Origin of the sequence: Ruegeria halocynthiae (assembly GCF_000743705.1) — a bacterium.
Taxonomy (GTDB): Bacteria; Pseudomonadota; Alphaproteobacteria; order Rhodobacterales; family Rhodobacteraceae; genus Ruegeria; species Ruegeria halocynthiae_B.
Map to the genome: position 1 here is coordinate 460591 of NZ_JQEZ01000003.1, position 20668 is coordinate 481258.

A 20668-nucleotide genomic window follows, 5' to 3' on the forward strand; every position below is an offset into this window, starting at 1 on the left:
GGCATCAGCCGCGTTTGTTGATTGTTGTTGGACAGCCATCAAGATAGGCAAGGTGCATTATGTTATGGGATTGGATCAACAAGTCGCTTGGCCGCAGCCGGGCCGGAATTCAAAATATGCCGGTGTCTGAAATTGCGCCGGATATGCGGTTCTATGCCGTTGGCGACATTCATGGGCGACTGGATCTGTTGCAGGCGCTGCTATCGCGGATGGACCCCGATTGCCCGCTGGTTTTTGTTGGGGACTACATTGACCGGGGCAGCTACAGCGCCGAAGTCTTGCGCCATCTTCGCCACCTCAGTCAGGGCACTGACAGACAGGTCGTTTGTCTGATGGGCAATCACGAAGCAATGTTGCTGAACTTTCTGGATGACCCTGAACAGTACGCGCCACACTGGTTGCAAAATGGTGGCGCGCATACTTTGGCGTCCTTCGGGGTAACCGGGATTGACGAAAACCTGGTGGGTGAGACATCTGTGGCCGCAGCAGACCAGTTGCGGCGGGCGATGGGTGAGGATCTGATTGCCTGGTTGCGCGCGCGGCCACTGACATGGTCCAGTGGAAATGTCACGGCGGTTCATGCCGCGCTCGATCCGGTGCTGGCCGTCGGTGATCAGCCGCATCAGGTCTGCCTGTGGGGGCACCCAAAATTTTTTGATCAGTCGCGAACAGACGGGCAGTGGGTGGTGCACGGCCACACAATCGTCGAATCCTCACGCGTGCAAAACGGAATCGTTTCGATTGATACCGGCGCTTTTTTCAGCGGCCGTTTGACAGCCGCCGAAATCCTTGAGGGCGAGGTCCGGTTTACCTCAACCCCGGGTGGGCGCTAAAACCCCAAAGCGTTGTCAGCCGACAATCATCTGCTTCATCCGCAGGGCTTCGTATTCCAGTTCCTTCAGTCGGAAATGAACCACGTCACCGATTGTGATGACACCCAGCAGATTGCCATCCTTGAGAACCGGCATGTGCCGGAACCGTCCCTCGGTCATGGATTTCAGAACATCGTTCAACAAATCATCGGGGGCGCAGCTCTGGACGTCGCGGGTCATCAGGTCTTCGACCGACTGCGGCAAGGTTTGCCCCGGCGTATCGGCCATGCGCCGCACGATGTCGCGTTCAGACAGGATGCCCTTTAACGTTCCGTTCTGGTCGGTGACAAGCACCGCACCGATCCGCTTGTCCTTGAGGGTATTCACGACCGAATGAATCGTGTCCGTAGGCCGCACTGAAAAGACGGCATCACCTTTGCCTTCCAGCAATTTGGCCACTGTTGTCTGCGTGTGCGACAGATTGGATTCAGCCGATTGGCTGCGGGTGGCTTTCTCGGCCTTGTCGCCGCGTGTGGGGGGCTGGTAAGAGCTTGGGGCCATAGGCAATCTCCTCTTATACCTGAGATGGCTTTTGTTTTACCTTACCGCAGCCAAACGACCTGTATAGGGTGCAAATGCCCTGACAGGGGAAAACTGCCGCAAACCAAGGATACCCGGCCTGTTGTCTGACCTTTATCTGACCCCGCCCATTGCCGCGTTCATTTTCTTTGCGGTTGTCGTCTGCGGTCACAATTTTCGGATGGCCTGGAAACAGCAGGCACAGGGCTGGCAGCGCAAAGCCTGGTTGTTTGGCGTTCCCGCAGGCGTTGGATTGCTGGTTCTCGGGTTCCTCCCGCTGAAAATCTGATGTTGGTTTGACTCTGATTGGGGCCACTGGCATACGCCGGGCACGGTTTCCCTCAGGAGGTTCCTTAATGCGCTTTGTGCCTATTCTGGCTGTTGTGGCTTTAGTTTCCGGCTGTTTTCTTGACAAAGAACCCGAAGTGGTTCGCCTGTCTGGTGAAACGATGGGAACCACGTTTAATGTCACGGCGATTGGGACAGAGGTAGACGAAGATGCCCTGGCGGCGGCGGTCCAGGAAACATTGGCCAAGGTCAACGCCAAGATGTCCAACTGGGACCCGAATTCCGAAGTGTCGGTCTTTTCCGCGTCGGCCAGCACAGAGCCTGTTCCGATATCGGATGAATTCGGCCTCGTCATTGCCGCGGCGGAAGACGTGCATGAGAAATCCGGCGGAACTTTTGATGTTACACTTGGCCCGTTGATCGAACTGTGGGGTTTTGGGCCACGCAAACCCGAAGATCCCGTGCCTTCCGATGCCGATATTCAGAACGCGCTGGACCGGGTCGGCCAATCCCGGTTGCTGGTTCTGGACCGTGAAAAAGGAACCCTGGCGAAATCTGATGCGGGCGTAGGGATCAACCTGTCCGCAATTGCCAAAGGGTACGGTATCGACGCGGTGGCCGAGACCCTGCGCGATGCGGGGGTCGAAGATTACATGGTCGAAATCGGTGGCGACCTTGTCACCAAAGGCGACAATGACAAGGGCGAGACCTGGCGGATCGGTATCGAAAAACCGGAAGCTGGGGCGCAAAACCTGCAACTGATCGTTCAGCTTGATGACCTTGGAATGGCGACCTCGGGTGACTACAAGAATTTCTTCGAACAGGATGGTGTGCGGTATTCGCATATCATCGACCCAATCACCGGTCGCCCGATCACGCATCGCACGACCTCGGTCACGGTTCTGGCCGAAAACGCGATGATGGCGGATGCATGGGCGACCGCGATGCTGGCGTTGGGGCAGGAAAAGGGTCTTGAGCTGGCCGAAAAGTATAAACTTGCCGTGTATTTCATCTCGCGGGATGTGACAGGCGACGAAGAAGCCTATATCACCGTCCATAGCAGCGCGTTCAAGGACGCGCTTGGAACCAACTGACTGGTAGGAACCGAGATGAGCACCTTTATTCTGGCCTTCTTTCTGCTGTTGATCATCATTGTCGGCATGTCGCTGGGTGTGATGCTGATGGGCAAGACCATCAAGGGCAGCTGTGGCGGTTTGAACGCAATCTCGGGCGCGGATAAATGTGTGGTCTGCCAAAAGGACGTCGATCCCGACAGCCCGCTGCGGGATAAACTGCAATGCAAACGCGCCAAGAAGATGCTGGAACAGATGGAACGTCAGGCCTGAGCGCAGATTGCGCTTCGCGACGGGCGTGAAATTAGCTAATTAAGTCCCCGACGACTCCCGGGGAGGTATCACATTGGCCAAAGCCAGGAACATCCTGTTCATCATGTTCGACCAGCTGCGCTGGGATTATCTGGGCTGTTACGGCCACCCGCATCTGCACACGCCCAATATCGACCGTCTCGCCACGCGCGGTGTGCGGTTCAACCGCGCCTATATCCAATCCCCCATTTGCGGCAGTTCGCGCATGTCCACCTATACCGGGCGCTATGTGCATTCGCATGGGGCTTCGTGGAACGGCATCCCCCTGAAGGTGGGTGAGATGACCATGGGCGATCACCTGCGCAAGGCAGGGATGGGTTGCTGGCTGGTCGGTAAAACTCATATGCGGGTGGATGCTGAAGGCATGGCGCGGCTGGGTCTGGAACCCGACAGTTTGATCGGTGCCCGTGTGGCCGAATGCGGGTTCGACGTGTTTGAACGCGACGACGGGATGCGACCCGAAGGGCCAGACGGCTTCTATGACCCGGATGGTGCCAGAGAGTACAACAAATACCTGTCCGACAAGGGCTATGAAAGCGACAACCCCTGGCACGACTTTGCCAATTCCGGGCTGGATGCGGATGGCAATGTTCTGTCCGGCTGGTTCCTGAAAAATTCGACCGAGGCGGCCAACATCGCCGAGGAAGACAGCGAAACCCCATATCTGACAGGGCGCGGGATCGAGTTCATGGAGTCCCAAGACGGCCCATGGTGCTGCCACCTGAGCTTTATCAAGCCGCATTGGCCATATATCGTGCCGGACCCCTATGCCGCGATGTACGGGCCTGAACATGTGACGCCGGTGGTTCGATCCGAGGACGAGCGTCAGAGTGCGCATCCGGTTTTGAAGGCGTTCATGGAAACCAAAGTTGGACAGGCGTTTTCGCGGCAAGACGTGCGGGATGCGGTGATCCCGGCCTATATGGGCCTGATCAAACAGGCCGATGACCAAATGGGCCGCCTGTTCGACTGGATGGAAAAAACCGGCCGGATGGAGGATACGCTGATCGTGCTGACCTCGGATCATGGTGATTTTTTGGGTGATCACTGGATGGGTGAGAAGACGTTCTTCCATGACGCCTCGACCAGAGTGCCCCTTATTATCTACGACCCGTCACCTGCGGCCGACGCCACCCGTGGCACCGTCAGCGACGCATTGGTGGAATCCGTCGACCTGGCCCCCACCTTTGTGGATGTTGCGGGTGGCGAGGTTGCCAACCATATCCTCGAAGGGCATTCGCTGCTGCCGATCCTGCAAGGGCAACAGGCAGAGACACCCCGCGATGTGGTGGTTTGTGAGTATGACTATTCGGCCTCTCCTATCGCGGACACGTTGAACGCCTCGGTCCGGGATGCGGTGATGTTCATGGTGGCCGACAAAAAGTGGAAGCTGATCCATTGCGAAGGCGGGCATCGGCCCATTCTGTTCGATCTGGAAAACGACCCGGATGAATTGACCGATTTGGGGGATAGTGCCGCCCATGCCGATGTCATCACTCAGATGTACGACCACCTTTTTGCCTGGGCGCGCCGCCCGTCGCAGCGCACCACGCGGTCCGAAGAGCAATTGACCGAGATGCGCACAAAAAGCCGGGGCAGGGGCGTTGTTGTTGGGATTTATGACGAAAATGACGCGCCACTGGATCTGACCGTCAAGTACAGGGGGCGCAAGGCCCGTCCTTTTGCAGACTACATCGGCAAGGACAAACCGCAGGGGCATTAAATCTGCCCACGCGGGGGTAAAAGGCGGTTCACCCGCCGCAGGTCAGGCGATACAAGACGGACCAAGAGCAGAAATCCGGAGAGCAGAAAATGACCGCCCCCAAACCCGTTGTCCTGTGCATTCTTGATGGTTGGGGCCTGTCCGAAGACACCAAGGCCAACGCGCCCTATCTGGCGCATACGCCGACGTTCGATGCGATCATGGCCAAAGGTCCGCACGCGACGTTGATCACCCATGGTCCCGATGTTGGCCTGCCCAACGGGCAGATGGGCAACTCTGAAGTTGGTCACACCAATATTGGCGCAGGCCGGGTTGTCGCCATGGATCTGGGGCAGATTGATCTGGCGGTCGAGGATGGTTCGTTCCTCGAAAATGCCGCATTGCAGGATTTTATTGGCAAGGTGAAGGCCGCTGGTGGCACTGCGCATCTGATGGGGCTGGTGTCGGATGGCGGTGTGCACGGCCATATCAATCACATCGTCGCAGCGGCCAAGGCCATCACCGGGGCCGGTGTGCCCGTTGCGCTGCATGCCATGACGGATGGGCGCGACGTGGCCCCAAAGTCCGCTTTTACATACATCGCCGAACTGGAAGACCGGCTGCCTGACGGTGCGCGCATTGTTTCGGTCTGCGGGCGTTATTTTGCGATGGACCGGGACAATCGTTGGGAACGTGTTGCCGAGGCTTATGAGGCGATGATCAACGGCAGGGGCCGCGCTGCTGCGACGGCACATCGCGCGATTGACCACGCTTACAGCCAGTCAGAGACCGATGAGTTCATCGCTCCGACCGTTCTGGATGGGTATGACGGTGTCAAGGATGGTGACGGTCTCTTTTGCCTGAACTTCCGCGCCGACCGCGCCCGCGAGATTCTGCGCGCGATTGGGGAACCGGGTTTTACCGATTTCGACACCGGGCCGCGCCCGCAGCTATCGGCGCTGCTGGGGATGGTCGAATATTCAGACGGCCACAATGCCTATATGGCCACCGTGTTCCCCAAACGCGCGCTGGTGAATACGCTGGGCGAATGGGTGGCCAAACAGGGGTTGCGGCAGTTCCGTCTGGCCGAGACCGAGAAATATCCCCATGTCACCTTTTTCCTGAACGGCGGCAAGGAAACCCCCGAGCCGGGCGAAGACCGTTACATGCCGAAATCGCCCAAAGTGGCAACCTATGATCTCCAGCCCGAGATGTCCTCGGCCGAGGTGACCGCAAAATTTGTTGAGGCCATCGGGGCAGGCTATGACCTGATTGTCACCAACTATGCCAATCCGGATATGGTTGGTCATACGGGTGATTTGCAGGCGGCTATCAAGGCATGCGAAGCCGTGGATCGGGGATTGGCACAGGTGGTCGCCGCCCTAGAAAAAGCCGGTGGCGCGATGATCGTCACCGCCGATCATGGCAATTGCGAGGTGTTGGTTGATCCCGAAACCGGCGGGCCGCACACAGCGCATACGCTGAATCTGGTGCCGGTGATTTTGGTCGGCGGCCCCGAGGGCGCCGGGTTGCGACAGGGGCGTCTTGCGGATTTGGCCCCAACCATTCTGGAACTGATGGGCTTGGATCAACCGCCGGAAATGACCGGTCAGAGCCTTTTGACATGATCGTGCGCGCGCTTCTTCTGGCTGCTGTATTGTCAACGCCGGTCAACGCCCAGACCGACCCGGCGACAGCGGCGCTGAATGCGGCGCAGATGTTGGAACAGGCATCGGTTGCCTTGACCGAAGCCAACAGCGCGCGGGACCGGGTGCGGGCGCTGACCGAAACGATACAGGCTTATGAGGCCGGCCTGAGCGCCATGCGCGATGGTCTGCGCCGTGCGGCAACGCGCGAAGCACAGCTGACGGCCGAGTTGCGGACCCGTGAAAAGGACGTGGCCCAGTTGCTGGGCGTGTTGCAGACCATTGAAACGACCGCACCGCCGGTTTTGATGCTGCACCCCTCGGGGCCATTGGGGTCGGCGCGGGCGGGCATGATGTTGTCCGAGGTCACGCCCGGCCTGAACGCGCGGGTGCAGGCGCTGGCCCGAGACTTGCAAGAGGTTCAGACCCTGCGGCGGTTGCAGCACAGCGCCTCGGAAACCCTGACCGAGGGCCTGATGGGCGTGCAGAATGCCCGCACCAGATTAAGCGAGGCCATCGCGGATCGTACCGATTTGCCGCGCCGTTTTGTCGAAGATCCGGTGCGCACCGCGATTTTGATATCGTCCACCGAAACGCTGGACGGGTTCGCCAGCGGCCTGTCCGAAATTTCAGAAGGTGAAATTGCCGCGACTGATGCCGATGTTTCGGACCGGAAAGGTCAGGTTTCACTGCCGACCCAAGGTGTGATCCTGCACAGCGCAGGCGAGACGGACGCAGCCGGTGTCACCCGGCCCGGTCTGGTTCTGGGCACCCGGCCGCGCGCAATTGTTACATCGCCGACCGCCGCCACCATCCGCTATCGCGGGCCGCTGCTGGACCTTGGGAACCTGGTGATCCTTGAACCGCAACCCGGTTTGTTGTTCGTGTTTTCAGGCCTGCAGGAAGTTTATGGCGAGGCCGGGCAGGTCATCCCCGAGGGGACACCGGTCGGGTTGATGCCGGGTGAAACACCGGAAATCGGCGCTATTTTGTCAACAAGCGGTGATGGCACTGGAACTGACCGGTCAGAAACGCTCTATATAGAAGTCAGACAAGACAATACCCCCGTGGACCCGGAATCGTGGTTTCGGACCGACAAGGATGGATAAACGAGTATGAAGAAATTTGTGATGGCCGGTCTGGCCGGAACCGTGGCAGGCATAATCGCGACGACCCAGATCGCGGGACCTTTGCTGGCGCAAGAGGCCGAAAGCAAGGCCAGCGTTTATGAACAACTGGACCTGTTTGGCGATATTTTCGAACGCATCCGCGCCCAATACGTGGAAGAGGTTGAGCCCGAGGAACTGATCGAGGCCGCCATTGACGGTATGCTGACCTCGCTGGATCCGCATTCCAGCTATCTGTCGCCCGATGATGCCGAGCAGATGCGCGTGCAGACCCGTGGTGAATTCGGCGGGTTGGGAATCGAAGTCACGCAGGAAGAGGGTTTTGTCAAAGTGGTCTCGCCCATTGATGACACCCCTGCGGATGAAGCCGGGATCGAGGCGGGCGATTTCATCACCCATGTCGACGGCGAAAGCATCCTAGGCCTGACGCTGGACAAGGCGGTTGATCTGATGCGCGGTCCGGTTGGGTCGGAAATCGTGATCACCGTTGTCCGCGAGGGTGAACAGGAACCCTTTGACGTCACCATTGTCCGCGACACCATCAAGCTGACAGCTGTGCGCGCCCGGACAGAGGGCACCAGCGTTGTGGTACGTGTGACCACCTTTAACGACCAGACTTTCCCCAACCTTCAGGAAGGGCTGAAGGAACAGATCGAAGAGGCCGGCGGCATCGACAAGGTCAACGGCGTCGTTCTGGATCTGCGGAACAACCCCGGTGGGTTGCTGACACAGGCGATCAAAGTATCCGACGCCTTCCTGAACGAAGGCGAGATTGTTTCGACCCGCGGCCGCGATCCCGGCGAAGGCGAACGTTTCAACGCGACCATTGGCGATCTGGCCGAAGGCAAGCCGATCGTTGTTCTGATCAATGGCGGCTCGGCCTCGGCGTCTGAAATTGTTGCCGGTGCGCTGCAGGATCACCGCCGGGCTATCGTTGTCGGCACCAAGAGCTTTGGCAAAGGGTCCGTACAGACGGTTATGCCGCTGCGTGGTGATGGCGCGATGCGGCTGACAACCTCGCGGTATTACACCCCTTCGGGCCGGTCGATTCAGGCGCTTGGGGTCAGCCCCGATATCATCGTGGAACAGCCGCGCCCCACGCCAGACGACGAAGCAGAAGAAAGCAATGCGCGCACCCGGACCGAGGCCGACCTGCGCGGCAGTCTAAACAACGACAGTCTGAGCGAGGATGAAATCCGCCAGATTGAGGAAGATCGCGCCAAGGCCGAAGCCACGGCCGAGCTGCGGGAACAGGATTACCAGTTGGCCTATGCCATCGACATCCTCAAAGGTCTGTCAGCCTTCAATCCAAACGGACCATCACAGTAACAGAAAGGGGCCGCCAAAAGGGCGGCCCCTTTTTTTCGGAGGACACGTCAGCCTTCCACTTTGTGCAGCTTGTCCTCATCCAACATCATCGCCAGAACGACCCCGACCGATACGGACAATGTCGCAAAGATAAATGCCATGTTCATTCCGGTGTCAAAGGCTGCGGCGATGGCGGTTTTGACCTTTTCGACCTCGGCCGAATTCAGTTTTGCCATAACGGCTTGGGCAGAATCCGTCGTCAGCGATCCGCCGTTGATCACGCGTTGATCAGCCTCTGACATTGTCACCCCGTCCGCCGACAGTTGTTTGCCGAGGCTAGCAAGGCTGGTGACATACATGATTGCAGTCGCACAAGCGACCGAGATGGCACCATACACCAGATGCGTCATAAAGCTTAGCCCGCCAACCAGCCCGGCGCGTTCCGGTTTAACAGCGCAGACCGCAGCCGTACCTGATGGCCCCACGGTCAATGTCGCGCCCAGCCCGATCATCGCCATGCCGGGCAGGATCTGAAAATACCCCAACCCGTCGGGCATCACCACAACACTGGCTGCCCCTATTGTTGCAATCAGATAGCCCCAGAACAGCAGGCGTTTGGGACCAAAGTCATTGTACAGCGTACCCGATACAATCGAGCCAACCGCCAGCAGCACGGTCAGCGGGGCCAGACCCAGTGCCGACTGAAAGACTGACCATCCCAGAACTTTTTGCATGTATTGCGGAAAATACAGCAACCCCACAAAGGCCGCTGACACATTGAACATGTTCAACCCGAGTGTGATCCGAAACTCGCGGTTCTGCATCATCTGCGGCAGCAACACCGGCTCTTTCACGCGTTTTTCGACCTTGGGGAACAGAAAGAACAACACGGCGCTCAGGAAGAACAACATCAGCAACGGAACCGAGGTCCATCCCCAATCCGCGCCCACGTCCAGCCCGTACAGCAGTAACAGTACGGCAAAGGACAGAACCCCGATGCCTGAAAAGTCGATATGTTCGCCTTGTTTGTGCTGGGTTTCGCGCTGCATCAGAAGCAGGGCAGTGATCATCGAAATGCTGGAAAACACCACATTCGCCAGGAAGAACAACCGCCAGTCACCAAAATTGACCGCCGCGCCGCTGATCAGCGGCCCAAAGACATTGCCCGTGGTCACACCCGCCAGGATCATGCCCATGATCATCGCTCGGTGTTCGGGTTTGGACACTTTGGTTGCCCCGAAGGCCAGCGTGCAAGGCCAGACACAGCCCGCCCCGATACCTTGCAGCGCCCGCGCGCCAATAAGGAAATCCAGGTTGGGCGATACAAAACACATGACGGATGAGAACAGAAAGATCGACAGACCGATGATCATCATCTTTCGATGCCCGAACATGTCGCCCATCCGCCCCCCGGCAACCATGGTCATAGCGAAAAACAGGGCGTAGATGTTCAGAACCCATTGGGTGCTGGTGATGTCGGTGTCAAAGCTGTTTTCAATAGCAGGGACCAACATCAGCGCACCGGTGAAATCTATGCCGATCCCGAATCCGGTCACCATCAGCGCGATGACTTTGATTATGCTGCTTCGGTCCATGAGCCCGTCCTGATTGCCTCAGATAGCTCATTGATGCACGTAACTCGTGCAATTGACAGGAATTTACCTGATGCGAAGTGGGCGAATGATCAATCGTCGCGGGTTTGGGCGCGGCGAAACGCCCGCTTCAACAGATCCAATTCAGCCCGCAACAACTCGACCTCGGCCCGCAGGTCATCTGCGGCGGGTGCCCCCGCGATGATCGTGAAATCCCCAAGCTTTTGTGCGGTGTTGGCATCGACAATAACAAAGCAATGCACCCCGTCAGACAGGGCGGATGCCGGGACAGGGATGCTCAGCTCCCACCCGTTGTCCGAGGGGGTCAGACCTATGTTGTCGAGGGTATTTCCCAGTAAATGAACTTCGACCCGAGGCTCGGTTTGGGCTTGCAGGTGCCCAAGCCAGATGCCGTTTTCAAAGCGGATGGGTGTCAGAGTTGGATGTGTCATTGCCTGGGGCCTCACAAATCGGCGCGGTGGTGGCGGCAAACGGTCAAATCGCGCAGGGTTATGCGATTCATCTCGGGGCGTTCAAAGATCAGGTCCAGCCAGATTTTTTCAATGCGCCGCTCGTTCAAGGGCAGATTAGCCAGATCAAAATCAATCGAGTTTGTTGGGGATGACAAATCCAGCGCGCGCGGCACCTGATCCGTATTCGGCCCGTGCTGAATATTGAGCCGCGCGACAACCCCCAAAGGGCGTTCGGCTTCGATCAGAACATCCATGCGCATCAGGTGCTGTTTGGTCAGCCCCTGCGCGGCCTCGGGCGGAAGCTCCACGGACAGGGAAAGGAAAGAGCCGGAAAAGCCAAACACTTCGACTGTCAGCCCGAAGGGGGCCAGATCCTTGTCCCGCGTGTTTCGCGTTTGCCGCATCCCAATCTCAGCCAGCGCACAATCATGAAACAGCGTCACCTGATGATCCAAGCTGGCCCTGCGCGACGCCGAGGCAATCCCCGGACGGGGCAGCGGCCCGCGCCACAAGTCCGGTCGGCAGCACCAGTCTGTTCCCAGTGGTTTGGGGAATTGCGTTGATCCGACGCCGGGGCGGGCCAGCCGGCTTTCGGCCTTGTGGATCAGATTGTTCAATTGCCCGCGCAGTTTGCGCGCCTCATCTCGCATCTGACGCAATTTCGGCGCAGGTAGTGCGGCAGCGCCCTGCGTGGCTTTGCGCCAGCGCTCTGCAACTTTGCGATGAATATAGCGGTCCAGAAGTTTGCCCATGATCCCATCATTTGAACTTGCCCCCTCTTTAGTCAAAGACTGCGTCGGGGATAAAGGTGAATTGATAGATTGGGGATCAAATATTCCCAAATTGTGAACACGCTTTTGGCTGGGCAGCCGGGTTTCAAGCTGATAGAACGGCCGCCATTCTTGCAATCGACCGGGTCAGTGCGTACCGTCCGGCATCTGATTGCAGCGGATCATCCTGAAAAAAAACCTGATACAATAATATTGAGGCAAGGCCGGGGCATGGAACCCACACTGTTCGCATTCATCTGGAAACATTCAAAGAAACAACAGCTTGTGCTGTTGTCTCTGACGGTTCTGTCATTTCCGTTCCTCTATGCCTCGCTTGAGTTACCCAAGCAGATCATCAACGATGCCATTGGTGCCCCCAGTGATACGGTGACGGTTCTGGGTATCACCGTATCCCAGGTGCAATACCTGATGATCTTGTGTGTCGCCTTTCTTGCGACGGTGATCGTCAGCGGTTTGATGAAGATGCGCATCAACACGATGAAAGGTGTGCTGGCCGAACGGATGCTGCGTCGATTACGGTTTACGCTGATCCACCGCACAATGCGGTTTCCCAAATCCTACTTTGCTACAACCAGTCAGGGTGAGCTGGTTTCGATGATCACCTCCGAGGCCGAGCCGATGGGCGGCCTGATGGGGGATGCAGTGGCCCAACCGGTGTTTCAGTTCGGCCAGATGATGACCATCGTCACCTTTCTGTTTATGCAAAGCGTCTGGTTCGGACTGGCTAGCATTGCGCTGATTCCGTTGCAGGCCTGGCTGATTCCTAAGCTACAGCGGCAGATCAACCTGCTGAACAAAGAGCGCATTCAACAGGTCCGCCATCTCAGTTCGGAAATCGGGGAAAGTGCCGCGGGGATCAGCGACCTGCGTACCAATGGTGGCTGGCGTTACCGGTTGGCGCAATTCAGCCATCGGCTGGGAACCTTGTTCGAGATCCGGTTCAAGATCTACAACAAGAAATTCTTCATGAAGTTCATCAACAATCTGATCACTCAGATGACGCCGTTCCTGTTTTATTCGGTCGGCGGTTATCTGGCGATTACGGGTGAGGTGACTGTGGGTGCTCTGGTCGCGGCCCTTGGGGCTTACAAGGATCTCAGCGGCCCCTGGAAGGATTTGCTGACTTATTACAATCAGGTCCAAGACATGTCCTTGCGCTGGGAAATCGTGACTGAACGCTTTGCACCCAAAAACATGATTCCCGAAAAGCTGTTTTTGGGTGAGCCTGAGACGATCCCGCATCTGGATGGCGATATTGAGCTGCGCAATGTGACCGTGCGCGACGATGACAGCAAAACCATTCTGGAAGACATCGACCTGACCATTCCCAATCGGGCCCGCGTCGCCATCAAATCCTCGAATGCGGCGGAACGCAGCGCGCTGGCGCAGCTGTTGACCCGAGAGCTTTTGCCAGTTCAGGGCGATGTTCTTATCGCGGGGCATGACGTTCGGACGTTGCACCAATCAGTGATCGCGGCGCGGATCGGGTATGCCTATTCGCGCCCGTATTTGTTTGACGGAACTCTGGGCGACAATCTGTTGATGCCGCTTCGGACCCACCCTCAGCACGAGGCCGAGGCGATAAAGGCCCCAACCCGCTGGCAGATCGAAGCCGAGCGCGCGGGTAACCCGATTGACTCCTTGTCTGACGAATGGATCGACCCGGGTCTGGCCGGATTGGATGATATCGAAGAAATCCGCGACTGGTGGTTCCAACTGGTGGAGGCGATGGGCATTGATGAGTTCATGTTCCGCCGCACGCTGCGTACGCAATTCGATCCCGAACAGCATCCGACCCTGGCGCGGGACATTGTAAATCTGCGCGAAATGGTTGCTGAACGGCTCGAGGAAAAGGACCTGGCCCGCTACGTTTACCGGTTCGATCCGGACCGGTTCAATCCGGCGGTTCCGCTTGGCGGGAACCTGCTGTACGCGGCGCCGTCTCGCAATATCTCTCCGGATATTCTGGCGGGTGATGAGCGATTCATGTCGATGCTGCGTCTTCACGAGTTGGACGAAGACGCCATGAGCATCGCAAACGCGGTGCTGACCACGCTGAACCAGACGTTCGGACGTGACGGGACGGACCACCCGCTGTTCCTGCGGTTGGGCATGACCAAAGAGATGTATCACCGTCTTTTGGACATCGAAGATCGCCGCAAGGCAAAGGGTGACGCCGCGATTACCGATCATGAGCGGGCCTTGCTGCTGACTGTTCCCTTCCTGCTGACCGCAGAACAGATCGGGCCAGATTTCCCGGATGAATATAAAGACAAGATTCTGGCCATTCGCAGCGAACAGGCCGAAAGGCTGAGGACGTCGATGAACGGTCTGTTCATTCCCGTGACGCCCGACACCTATATCGCCCGTATGACGGTCATGGAGAACGCTTTGTTCGGGCGGATTTCGATCATGGCAGGGGCGCATAAGGACGAAATCGAAGACGTCGTGGCCGAGGCGATGAACGAGGTTGGATTGCGCCGCCAGGCCGCAGCCATGATTTACGACCTGCCATCGGGCCTGGGTGGGAACAACCTGCCGACCGTCTTTCAGGAAAGGGCTGCATTTTCCCGTGCGGGGATCAAACGCCCGGATGTTCTGATCCTTGATAAGGCGCTGGCCAGCCATGATTCCGAAAGCCGGCTTCGGACTCGGCTGAAGCTGCGCGAGCTGCTGCCCGATTCGATCATGATCTTCATGGAGGATCACTTTGCACACCCCGAGGCGTATGACCTGTTCGTCGAAATCAAAGACGGCCGGATCGACGGCGTTTCAAAGACCCATACCGAAGAGGAAATTGGCACAACTGCTGATCTTAGCCGTAAACTCAAGATCATATCCTCGACCGAGCTGTTTTCGGGTATTGATGGCCGAAACCAGCGCCTGCTGGCCTTTTCGGCGCAATGGTACGAGGCGGCGGCCGGTCAGGTCATCTTTTCACGCGGACAGACCCCGGATGCGGCTTATCTGTGCATCTCGGGGCAGGCCGATCTGATTTGGACCGAAGATGACGGTACGACTCGGACGATTTCGGTAATCGAACCGGGCCGCCTGATCGGGGATCTGTCGGTTATCACCGGCGATGTCCGGCAGCTTGATCTGGTTGCGGTCAATAATTGTTCGTTCCTGCGTCTGGGCGCTGAAGAGCTGCGCGCAGTCATAGAAAGCGATGCCGGTGTCGCGCTGCAATTGCTCAGAACAGTGGCCGGATATCTGACCACCCTGTCTGGCCGGGCCAATGCGGCGAACGCAACCAGCCTGTTTTTTGACATAGAAAACCAAACCGACGGAAAGGCCGGGGATGTCTGAAGCCCGGCCCGCACCTTACGCAGCGCACGAACGTCTTGTCGCTCAGGTGCGGTCACAGCCCGAGTTATGGCGTTTGCTGGTGGGCCTTGTTGTCATTGGGGTGACGGTAACGGTTCTGAATATGGTCCTGATTGCCCTGGTTGCGGGGCTGGCTTCGGATGATTGGAAACAAAGTTTTATGGCAGGATCATCGCCCGTCGCGATGCTCGTGCTTTTGGCCAGTTTCGGTTTCGTGACGCTGGGCGTGGCGGTTGCGGCACGTCTGCTGCAATACCGTTCGCTTTGGTCAATTCTTGGCCCATCGTGGGAAGGTGTCACGCAGTTCTGGCGTGTTTTCAAGGCGTTGCTGGTTGTCGGTGTTGTGGCTGCAATTCTGCCCCCCTATGGTCTGGGCGCGGCTTTGGTCAGCAATCTGGCGTTTTCCACATGGCTTTTGTTCCTGCCGCTTTCGCTGCTTGCCGTGCTGATTCAAACCAGCGCCGAAGAGGTGCTTTTTCGCGGGTTCATACAGCAAAGCCTGGCGGCGCGATTCCGATCTCCGATCATCTGGTTGGGGGTGCCGTCCCTTGTGTTCGCTGCCGGGCATTATGCGCCCGGCACCGCGGGCGACAACGCGGTCCTGATCGCGCTCTGGTCCGGCATGTTTGGCTTGTTGGCCGGTGATCTGACCGCGCGTTCAGGGACATTGGGGCCTGCCATTGCCTTGCATTTTTTCAACAATATGGTGGCTTTGTTGTTTTTCTCATTGCCTGACCACCTGAATGGTCTGGCCCTCTACCTGCTGCCATACGATATGTCGGACGCGGACATGCTGCGACAATGGCTGTATGTGGATTTTGCCATGATGATTGTCACATGGCTGACAGCACGCGTTGCGATCAGGCGTTGATTGCATTTCTTTCCGTCGCGTCTTATTTGACGTCAAAGCCGCACTAGCAAGGTTCCGATATGAACTGGATCACAAACTACGTCCGTCCCCGGATCAACTCGATCTTCTCACGCCGGGAAGTGCCCGAAAACCTTTGGCATAAGTGCGATGAGTGCGGCACGATGCTGTTCCATCGCGAGCTGGCGGAAAACCAGAACGTCTGCACCCAGTGCGACCACCACATGGCGATTACGCCCCGGGACCGTTTCACCCATCTGTTCGACGGTGGAATTTTCACCGAGATCGCCGTTCCGGCCCCCAAGGATGATCCGCTACAATTCCGCGATCAGAAGAAATATCCGGATCGGATGAAGGCCGCCCAGAAAAAAACCGGCGAGAAAGAAGCGATGCTGGTCGCCATGGGCGAAATCGGCCGGACACCGATCGTGGCCGCAGCCCAGGATTTCTCGTTCATGGGCGGGTCGATGGGCATGTATGTCGGCAACGCAATCATTGCCGCCGCGCAAGAGGCGGTAAAGCACAAGCGCCCGCTGATCCTGTTTTCCGCCGCGGGCGGCGCGCGGATGCAGGAAGGCATCCTCAGCCTGATGCAGATGCCGCGTACCACCGTGGCCGTCGAGATGTTGAAAGAGGCAAAGCTGCCCTACATCGTTGTTCTGACCCATCCGACGACTGGCGGCGTGACCGCATCCTATGCGATGCTGGGCGATGTGCATATTTCGGAACCGAATGCGCTGATCTGTTTCGCCGGTCCCCGCGTGATCGAGCAGACCATCCGTGAGAAACTACCCGAAGGGTTCCAGCGCGCCGAATACCTGCTGGATCACGGCATGCTGGACCGCGTGACCAAGCGCACTGAAATGCGCGAAGAGCTGATCACCATCACACGTATGCTGATGAACCAGCCCCCGGCTGTAAAAGGCGATTTGCCTGCGCCCGAACCCGAAGACGCCAAAGCCGAAGAACCGGCTGAGGACGCAGACAAGAAATGATCGCTCAGACGTCTGACCTCATCCTTGAACGGATGATGGCGCTGCACCCCAAGATCATTGATCTGACCTTGGACCGTATGTGGCGTTTGCTGGCTGCTTTGGACAATCCGCAGGGCAAGCTGCCGCCGGTGATTCATATCGCGGGCACAAATGGCAAAGGGTCGACACTGGCAATGATCCGGGCCGGGCTCGAAGGGGCCGGGCGGTTGGCTCACGCCTATACCTCGCCTCATCTGGCGCGGTTCCACGAACGAATCCGCCTTGCCGGAGAGTTGATTTCAGAACCCGATCTAAGCGCCGTTCTGGATGAATGCTATGCCGCCAATGGCGGCGAGAACATCACCTATTTCGAAATCACGACCTGCGCCGCCCTGCTGGCCTTTGCGCGCACGCAGGCAGATTACACTTTGCTCGAGGTCGGTCTGGGCGGCCGTCTGGACGCCACCAATGTCGTTCACCAACCAGCGGTGACCGTGATCACGCCGGTTTCCATCGACCATGAACAGTTTCTGGGCAATACGCTGGGCAAGATCGCCGCCGAAAAAGCCGGGATCATCAAGCCGGGCGTTCCTTGCATTGTCGGCCCGCAACACGATGAGGCGCTGGAGGTTATCGAATATACCGCAGCCCGCCTTGGCGCGCCGCTGCTGGTCCACGGCCAACACTGGCATGTAACCGAAGAAAACGGGCGCTTGGTCTATCAGGACGAATCCGGTCTGCGCGACTTGCCCCTGCCGAAACTGCTGGGCGCACATCAGATCCAGAACGCCGGTGCCGCCTTGGCGGTTCTGCGTCACCTCAACCTTGGCGATGACGCCTATGAGGCCGCAATGATCCGGGCCGAATGGCCTGCCCGAATGCAACGGTTGAAAACCGGCCCGCTTGTCGATCAGGCGCAACAGGCCGAGCTGTGGCTGGACGGCGGCCATAACGCTGCCGCCGGAGAGGCCCTGGCCGATGTGCTGACCAAACTGCCTGCGCGCCCGACGCATATGATCTGCGGTATGCTCAATACAAAGGATGTGACCGGCTATTTGGACCCGCTCGCCAAACAGGTCCAAAGCCTGATCGCGGTTTCCATTCCCGGTGAGGCCAACACGCTCAGCGCCGAAGACACCGCCCATGCTGCCGCGAAGATTGGCCTGACCGCCACATCGGCTGACAATGCCGCCGCTGCCCTAAAAGCCATCCTCGACCAAGACCCGCAGGCTCGGGTTCTGATTTGCGGTTCGCTTTATCTGGCAGGCAACATCTTACGCGAAAACAGCTAGCTTCATCTGGCCCTAAATATCCCGGGGGAGGCGCGCGTCGCGCGACGGGGGCAGCGCCCCCTATTTCCCCCAGTCCTGACCCTGCATTTCTCGCAGGCGCGACGCCGTGCGTTCGAATTCAAACGTGCCTTCCCCTTCGACATACAACATCTCGGGTTCTGCCGCAGCGGAACAGATCAGCCGAACATTTGCCTCGTAAAGGGCGTCAATCAGCGTGACAAATCTCTTGGCCTCGTTGAAGTTGTTGCGCGATAAACGGGGGATGTCCTCAAGCACCAGAACCTTGACCTCTGCAGCGACGGCCAGATAATCCGCAGGCCCAAGCATCCGTCCGCACAGGTCGTAAAAGCTGGCCCGGGCCACGCCGTTTCGAAAGGCGGGCAATTCCACCGCGCGGCCGTTGACCTGCAGGACCAGAGGATCGGCTACCCCGCCGGAAAGGTCGTTCCACACAGCTCGTATATTCTGCCGGGCCTCGGGGCCGATCGGTGTGAAATACACCGGCGCACCCTCAAGGCGGTTCTGGCGGTAATCAGTGGGCGAGATCAATTCCCACACATCAAGCTGTTCCTTGATATGTGCTATGAAGGGCAAAAAAAGCTGCCGGTTCAATCCATCCTTATACAGATCATCAGGGTGACGGTTCGAGGTCGTGATGACCACAACGCCCCCCGCGTGCAGCAGATCGAACAGGCGGCCCACGATCATTGCGTCGGTGATATCCGTGATCTGCATCTCGTCGAAGGCCAGCAAGCGAACAGATTTGACAACCGCATCTGCCACCGGCGCAAGCGCGTCTTCCACGCCGTCCTTACGGGCCTTATGCATCCCTGCGTGAATTTCCTGCATGAACGCGTGGAAATGGACCCGGCGCGCCGGAATATCCGTCAAGGCATCAACAAACATGTCCATCAACATGGACTTGCCGCGCCCGACGCCGCCCCACAGGTACAACCCCTTTGGTGCTGGCGGGGGTTTACGGAAAAAGCCACGTTTAACAGGGGTCAGCAGGGCGCTGCGTATCCGCTCGAATTGAGGTAGAACAGCCTCTTGCGCGTCATCCCTGGTCAGCGTGCCATCGGCAACACGCGCCTCATAAAGCGAAATCAAATCCGTCATGACCCGAGGCATAACCTCCGGTTTGCCGGTTGAAAAGCAACGTTTTTGCGGCGTATCAATTTTGCTTATTCCCGGGCTCAAATATCCTGAATTGACCTGAACGGAAATCCGAGTACTTTCCGCGCTGCGTCAACCCGAGATCCCTATGCCCCAGACCGCACGCCTGATGAACCCAATCCTGATCGTCGGATGTATCATCATCACGGTCAGTTTCGCTGTGCGTGCGTCGTTTGGTGTGTTTCAAATCCCAATCGCGGATGAGTTCGGTTGGTTGCGATCCGATTTCTCGATGGCAATTGCGATTCAAAACCTGGCCTGGGGGATCGGTCAGCCGATTTTCGGGGCGATAGCGGAAAAGATTGGCGACCGCCGGGCGATTGTTCTGGGCGCGTTGACATATGCCGCCGGAATGGTGCTGTCTGCGTGGTCGGTGACGCCATTTGAACATCAGATGTACGCCTGGCTGGTTGGATTCGGAATTGCCGGAACGGGGTTTGGCGTCATTCTGGCGGTTGTGGGGCGGGCGTCTTCGGACAGCAACCGATCCATGTCTCTGGCCGTCGTCACTGCTGCGGGCAGCTTTGGGCAGGTGCTGGGCGCGCCGACGGCCGAATGGATGCTGTCCTTTCTGCCCTGGCAACAGGTGTTCATCCTGTTTGCGGTGGCGATCCTTGCCCTTGTGCTGACTTTGCCCTTCATGCGCGCGCCCCAGCCGGCCAGCAAGGCCGAGCTGGAAGAAAGCATGGGCCAAATCCTTGGCAAAGCCTTTCGTGATCCATCTTATACGCTGATTTTTCTGGGCTTTTTCAGCTGCGGTTATCAACTGGGTTTTATCACAGCGCATTTCCCGGCTTTCGTGACCGAAATGTGTGGGCCCATTCAGCCCGGCGGTGTTCTGCATTCGGTTGGCATTACGACAACCTCGGCGCTGGGGGCTATTTCGATTTCTCTGATTGGCCTGGCAAATATCGGAGGCACATTGCTGGCAGGGTGGGCCGGAAACCGTTTTCCCAAGAAATACCTGTTGGCGGCGGTCTATACGGCCCGAACTGTTGCGGCAGCGGCCTTTATTCTGCTTCCCATCACCCCGCTGTCGGTGGTCGTATTTTCGCTTGTGATGGGGTCTTTGTGGCTGGCGACAATCCCCCTGACATCGGGGCTGGTCGCGCATCTATATGGCCTGCGTTACATGGGTACGCTTTACGGTATCATCTTCTTTAGCCATCAGGTCGGCAGTTTTCTGGGCATCTGGCTGGGCGGCCGGATGTATGACCAATACGGCGATTACACCTTTGTCTGGTGGATCGGCGTTGCCATCGGCGCCTTCAGCGCCATCGTCCACCTGCCCATTCGCGAAGATCGGCCCAAGGCTCTGGCGGCCTGAC

General features: G+C 58.0%; 18 protein-coding genes. 13 read left to right on the forward strand and 5 right to left on the reverse strand.

Annotation, left to right across the window (positions count from 1 at the left end; all coding sequences use genetic code 11):
• Nucleotides 1–59: 59 nt before the first annotated feature.
• Nucleotides 60–833: a metallophosphoesterase family protein gene (locus tag JT51_RS12970; protein WP_037313242.1), complete on the forward strand. Its 774-nt coding sequence runs from the start codon at nt 60–62 to the stop codon at nt 831–833.
• 15 nt (nt 834–848) lie between these two features.
• On the opposite strand, the gene JT51_RS12975 is transcribed toward JT51_RS12970, so the two are convergent.
• Complete coding sequence (locus JT51_RS12975) at nt 849–1373, reverse strand: CBS domain-containing protein (protein WP_037313244.1); 525 nt, start codon at nt 1371–1373, stop codon at nt 849–851.
• Between the two features lie 121 nt (nt 1374–1494).
• Between JT51_RS12975 and JT51_RS12980 the strand changes: the two genes are divergently transcribed.
• From JT51_RS12980 to JT51_RS13010, 7 genes are all read left to right on the forward strand, one after another.
• Complete coding sequence (locus JT51_RS12980) at nt 1495–1680, forward strand: hypothetical protein (protein WP_037313246.1); 186 nt, start codon at nt 1495–1497, stop codon at nt 1678–1680.
• A gap of 67 nt (nt 1681–1747) precedes the next feature.
• Entirely contained in the window at nt 1748–2773 is a 1026-nt protein-coding gene (locus tag JT51_RS12985) for an FAD:protein FMN transferase (protein WP_037313248.1), read from the forward strand.
• Nucleotides 2774–2788: 15 nt separating this feature from the next.
• Complete coding sequence (gene nqrM / locus JT51_RS12990) at nt 2789–3025, forward strand: (Na+)-NQR maturation NqrM (RefSeq protein WP_037313250.1); 237 nt, start codon at nt 2789–2791, stop codon at nt 3023–3025.
• Nucleotides 3026–3098: 73 nt separating this feature from the next.
• Nucleotides 3099–4787 carry a sulfatase-like hydrolase/transferase gene (locus JT51_RS12995; RefSeq protein ID WP_081894686.1) on the forward strand — a complete coding sequence of 563 codons (1689 nt, stop codon included), beginning with the start codon at nt 3099–3101 and terminating at the stop codon, nt 4785–4787.
• Between the two features lie 89 nt (nt 4788–4876).
• The gene (gene gpmI / locus JT51_RS13000; protein WP_037313251.1) at nt 4877–6394 is read left to right on the forward strand and encodes a 2,3-bisphosphoglycerate-independent phosphoglycerate mutase; all 1518 of its coding nucleotides are present in this window, start codon (nt 4877–4879) and stop codon (nt 6392–6394) included.
• Nucleotides 6391–7521, forward strand: a complete 1131-nt coding sequence (locus tag JT51_RS13005; protein ID WP_037313253.1) for a murein hydrolase activator EnvC family protein — start codon at nt 6391–6393, stop codon at nt 7519–7521. The genes gpmI and JT51_RS13005 overlap by 4 nt, the downstream gene beginning before the upstream one ends.
• A 6-nt stretch (nt 7522–7527) precedes the next feature.
• The gene (locus tag JT51_RS13010) at nt 7528–8868 is read left to right on the forward strand and encodes a S41 family peptidase (RefSeq protein ID WP_037313255.1); all 1341 of its coding nucleotides are present in this window, start codon (nt 7528–7530) and stop codon (nt 8866–8868) included.
• 47 nt (nt 8869–8915) lie between these two features.
• Here the strand turns inward: JT51_RS13010 and JT51_RS13015 are convergent, their stop codons facing one another.
• The 3 genes from JT51_RS13015 to JT51_RS13025 all read right to left on the reverse strand — a co-directional run bounded on the left by JT51_RS13015 (nt 8916) and on the right by JT51_RS13025 (nt 11664).
• On the reverse strand, nt 8916–10442 hold the full coding sequence (locus tag JT51_RS13015; RefSeq protein WP_051927537.1) for an MFS transporter: 1527 nt from the start codon (nt 10440–10442) through the stop codon (nt 8916–8918).
• An 89-nt stretch (nt 10443–10531) separates the two neighbouring features.
• Nucleotides 10532–10891: a hypothetical protein gene (locus JT51_RS13020; protein ID WP_037313257.1), complete on the reverse strand. Its 360-nt coding sequence runs from the start codon at nt 10889–10891 to the stop codon at nt 10532–10534.
• 11 nt (nt 10892–10902) lie between these two features.
• A complete protein-coding gene (locus tag JT51_RS13025; protein WP_037313259.1) occupies nt 10903–11664 on the reverse strand; it encodes a DUF6478 family protein in 762 nt (253 codons plus the stop codon).
• A 249-nt stretch (nt 11665–11913) separates the two neighbouring features.
• Here JT51_RS13025 and JT51_RS13030 point away from each other — a divergent pair, with 249 nt between their 5' ends.
• Genes JT51_RS13030 through JT51_RS13045 form a run of 4 tightly spaced genes read left to right on the forward strand, consistent with a single transcriptional unit; the run spans nt 11914 to nt 18164 of the window.
• Complete coding sequence (locus tag JT51_RS13030; protein ID WP_037314232.1) at nt 11914–15012, forward strand: ABC transporter transmembrane domain-containing protein; 3099 nt, start codon at nt 11914–11916, stop codon at nt 15010–15012.
• Nucleotides 15005–15901, forward strand: coding sequence for a CPBP family intramembrane glutamic endopeptidase (locus JT51_RS13035; protein ID WP_037313261.1), 897 nt, complete (start codon nt 15005–15007; stop codon nt 15899–15901). The genes JT51_RS13030 and JT51_RS13035 overlap by 8 nt, the downstream gene beginning before the upstream one ends.
• A gap of 59 nt (nt 15902–15960) precedes the next feature.
• Entirely contained in the window at nt 15961–16893 is a 933-nt protein-coding gene (gene accD, locus JT51_RS13040) for an acetyl-CoA carboxylase, carboxyltransferase subunit beta (protein ID WP_037313263.1), read from the forward strand.
• A complete protein-coding gene (locus tag JT51_RS13045; RefSeq protein WP_200876087.1) occupies nt 16890–18164 on the forward strand; it encodes a bifunctional folylpolyglutamate synthase/dihydrofolate synthase in 1275 nt (424 codons plus the stop codon). Before accD ends, JT51_RS13045 begins: the two co-directional genes overlap by 4 nt.
• Nucleotides 18165–18224: 60 nt before the next feature.
• Here JT51_RS13045 and zapE read toward each other — a convergent pair whose 3' ends face one another.
• Nucleotides 18225–19283 carry a cell division protein ZapE gene (zapE, locus tag JT51_RS13050; RefSeq protein WP_037313265.1) on the reverse strand — a complete coding sequence of 353 codons (1059 nt, stop codon included), beginning with the start codon at nt 19281–19283 and terminating at the stop codon, nt 18225–18227.
• Nucleotides 19284–19428: 145 nt separating this feature from the next.
• Here zapE and JT51_RS13055 point away from each other — a divergent pair, with 145 nt between their 5' ends.
• Nucleotides 19429–20667: an MFS transporter gene (locus tag JT51_RS13055; RefSeq protein WP_037313267.1), complete on the forward strand. Its 1239-nt coding sequence runs from the start codon at nt 19429–19431 to the stop codon at nt 20665–20667.
• Nucleotide 20668: the final 1 nt, after the last annotated feature.

What these genes read in the sequence shown, in the direction of transcription:
- JT51_RS12970 (WP_037313242.1), top strand. Translation starts at nt 60, where the DNA reads ATGTTATGGGATTGGATCAACAAGTCGCTTGGCCGCAGCCGGGCCGGA.
- JT51_RS12975 (WP_037313244.1), bottom strand. Translation starts at nt 1,373, where the DNA reads ATGGCCCCAAGCTCTTACCAGCCCCCCACACGCGGCGACAAGGCCGAG.
- JT51_RS12985 (WP_037313248.1), top strand. Translation starts at nt 1,748, where the DNA reads ATGCGCTTTGTGCCTATTCTGGCTGTTGTGGCTTTAGTTTCCGGCTGT.
- nqrM (WP_037313250.1), top strand. Translation starts at nt 2,789, where the DNA reads ATGAGCACCTTTATTCTGGCCTTCTTTCTGCTGTTGATCATCATTGTC.
- gpmI (WP_037313251.1), top strand. Translation starts at nt 4,877, where the DNA reads ATGACCGCCCCCAAACCCGTTGTCCTGTGCATTCTTGATGGTTGGGGC.
- JT51_RS13005 (WP_037313253.1), top strand. Translation starts at nt 6,391, where the DNA reads ATGATCGTGCGCGCGCTTCTTCTGGCTGCTGTATTGTCAACGCCGGTC.
- JT51_RS13010 (WP_037313255.1), top strand. Translation starts at nt 7,528, where the DNA reads ATGAAGAAATTTGTGATGGCCGGTCTGGCCGGAACCGTGGCAGGCATA.
- JT51_RS13015 (WP_051927537.1), bottom strand. Translation starts at nt 10,442, where the DNA reads ATGGACCGAAGCAGCATAATCAAAGTCATCGCGCTGATGGTGACCGGA.
- JT51_RS13020 (WP_037313257.1), bottom strand. Translation starts at nt 10,891, where the DNA reads ATGACACATCCAACTCTGACACCCATCCGCTTTGAAAACGGCATCTGG.
- JT51_RS13025 (WP_037313259.1), bottom strand. Translation starts at nt 11,664, where the DNA reads ATGGGCAAACTTCTGGACCGCTATATTCATCGCAAAGTTGCAGAGCGC.
- JT51_RS13030 (WP_037314232.1), top strand. Translation starts at nt 11,914, where the DNA reads ATGGAACCCACACTGTTCGCATTCATCTGGAAACATTCAAAGAAACAA.
- JT51_RS13035 (WP_037313261.1), top strand. Translation starts at nt 15,005, where the DNA reads ATGTCTGAAGCCCGGCCCGCACCTTACGCAGCGCACGAACGTCTTGTC.
- accD (WP_037313263.1), top strand. Translation starts at nt 15,961, where the DNA reads ATGAACTGGATCACAAACTACGTCCGTCCCCGGATCAACTCGATCTTC.
- JT51_RS13045 (WP_200876087.1), top strand. Translation starts at nt 16,890, where the DNA reads ATGATCGCTCAGACGTCTGACCTCATCCTTGAACGGATGATGGCGCTG.
- zapE (WP_037313265.1), bottom strand. Translation starts at nt 19,283, where the DNA reads ATGACGGATTTGATTTCGCTTTATGAGGCGCGTGTTGCCGATGGCACG.
- JT51_RS13055 (WP_037313267.1), top strand. Translation starts at nt 19,429, where the DNA reads ATGCCCCAGACCGCACGCCTGATGAACCCAATCCTGATCGTCGGATGT.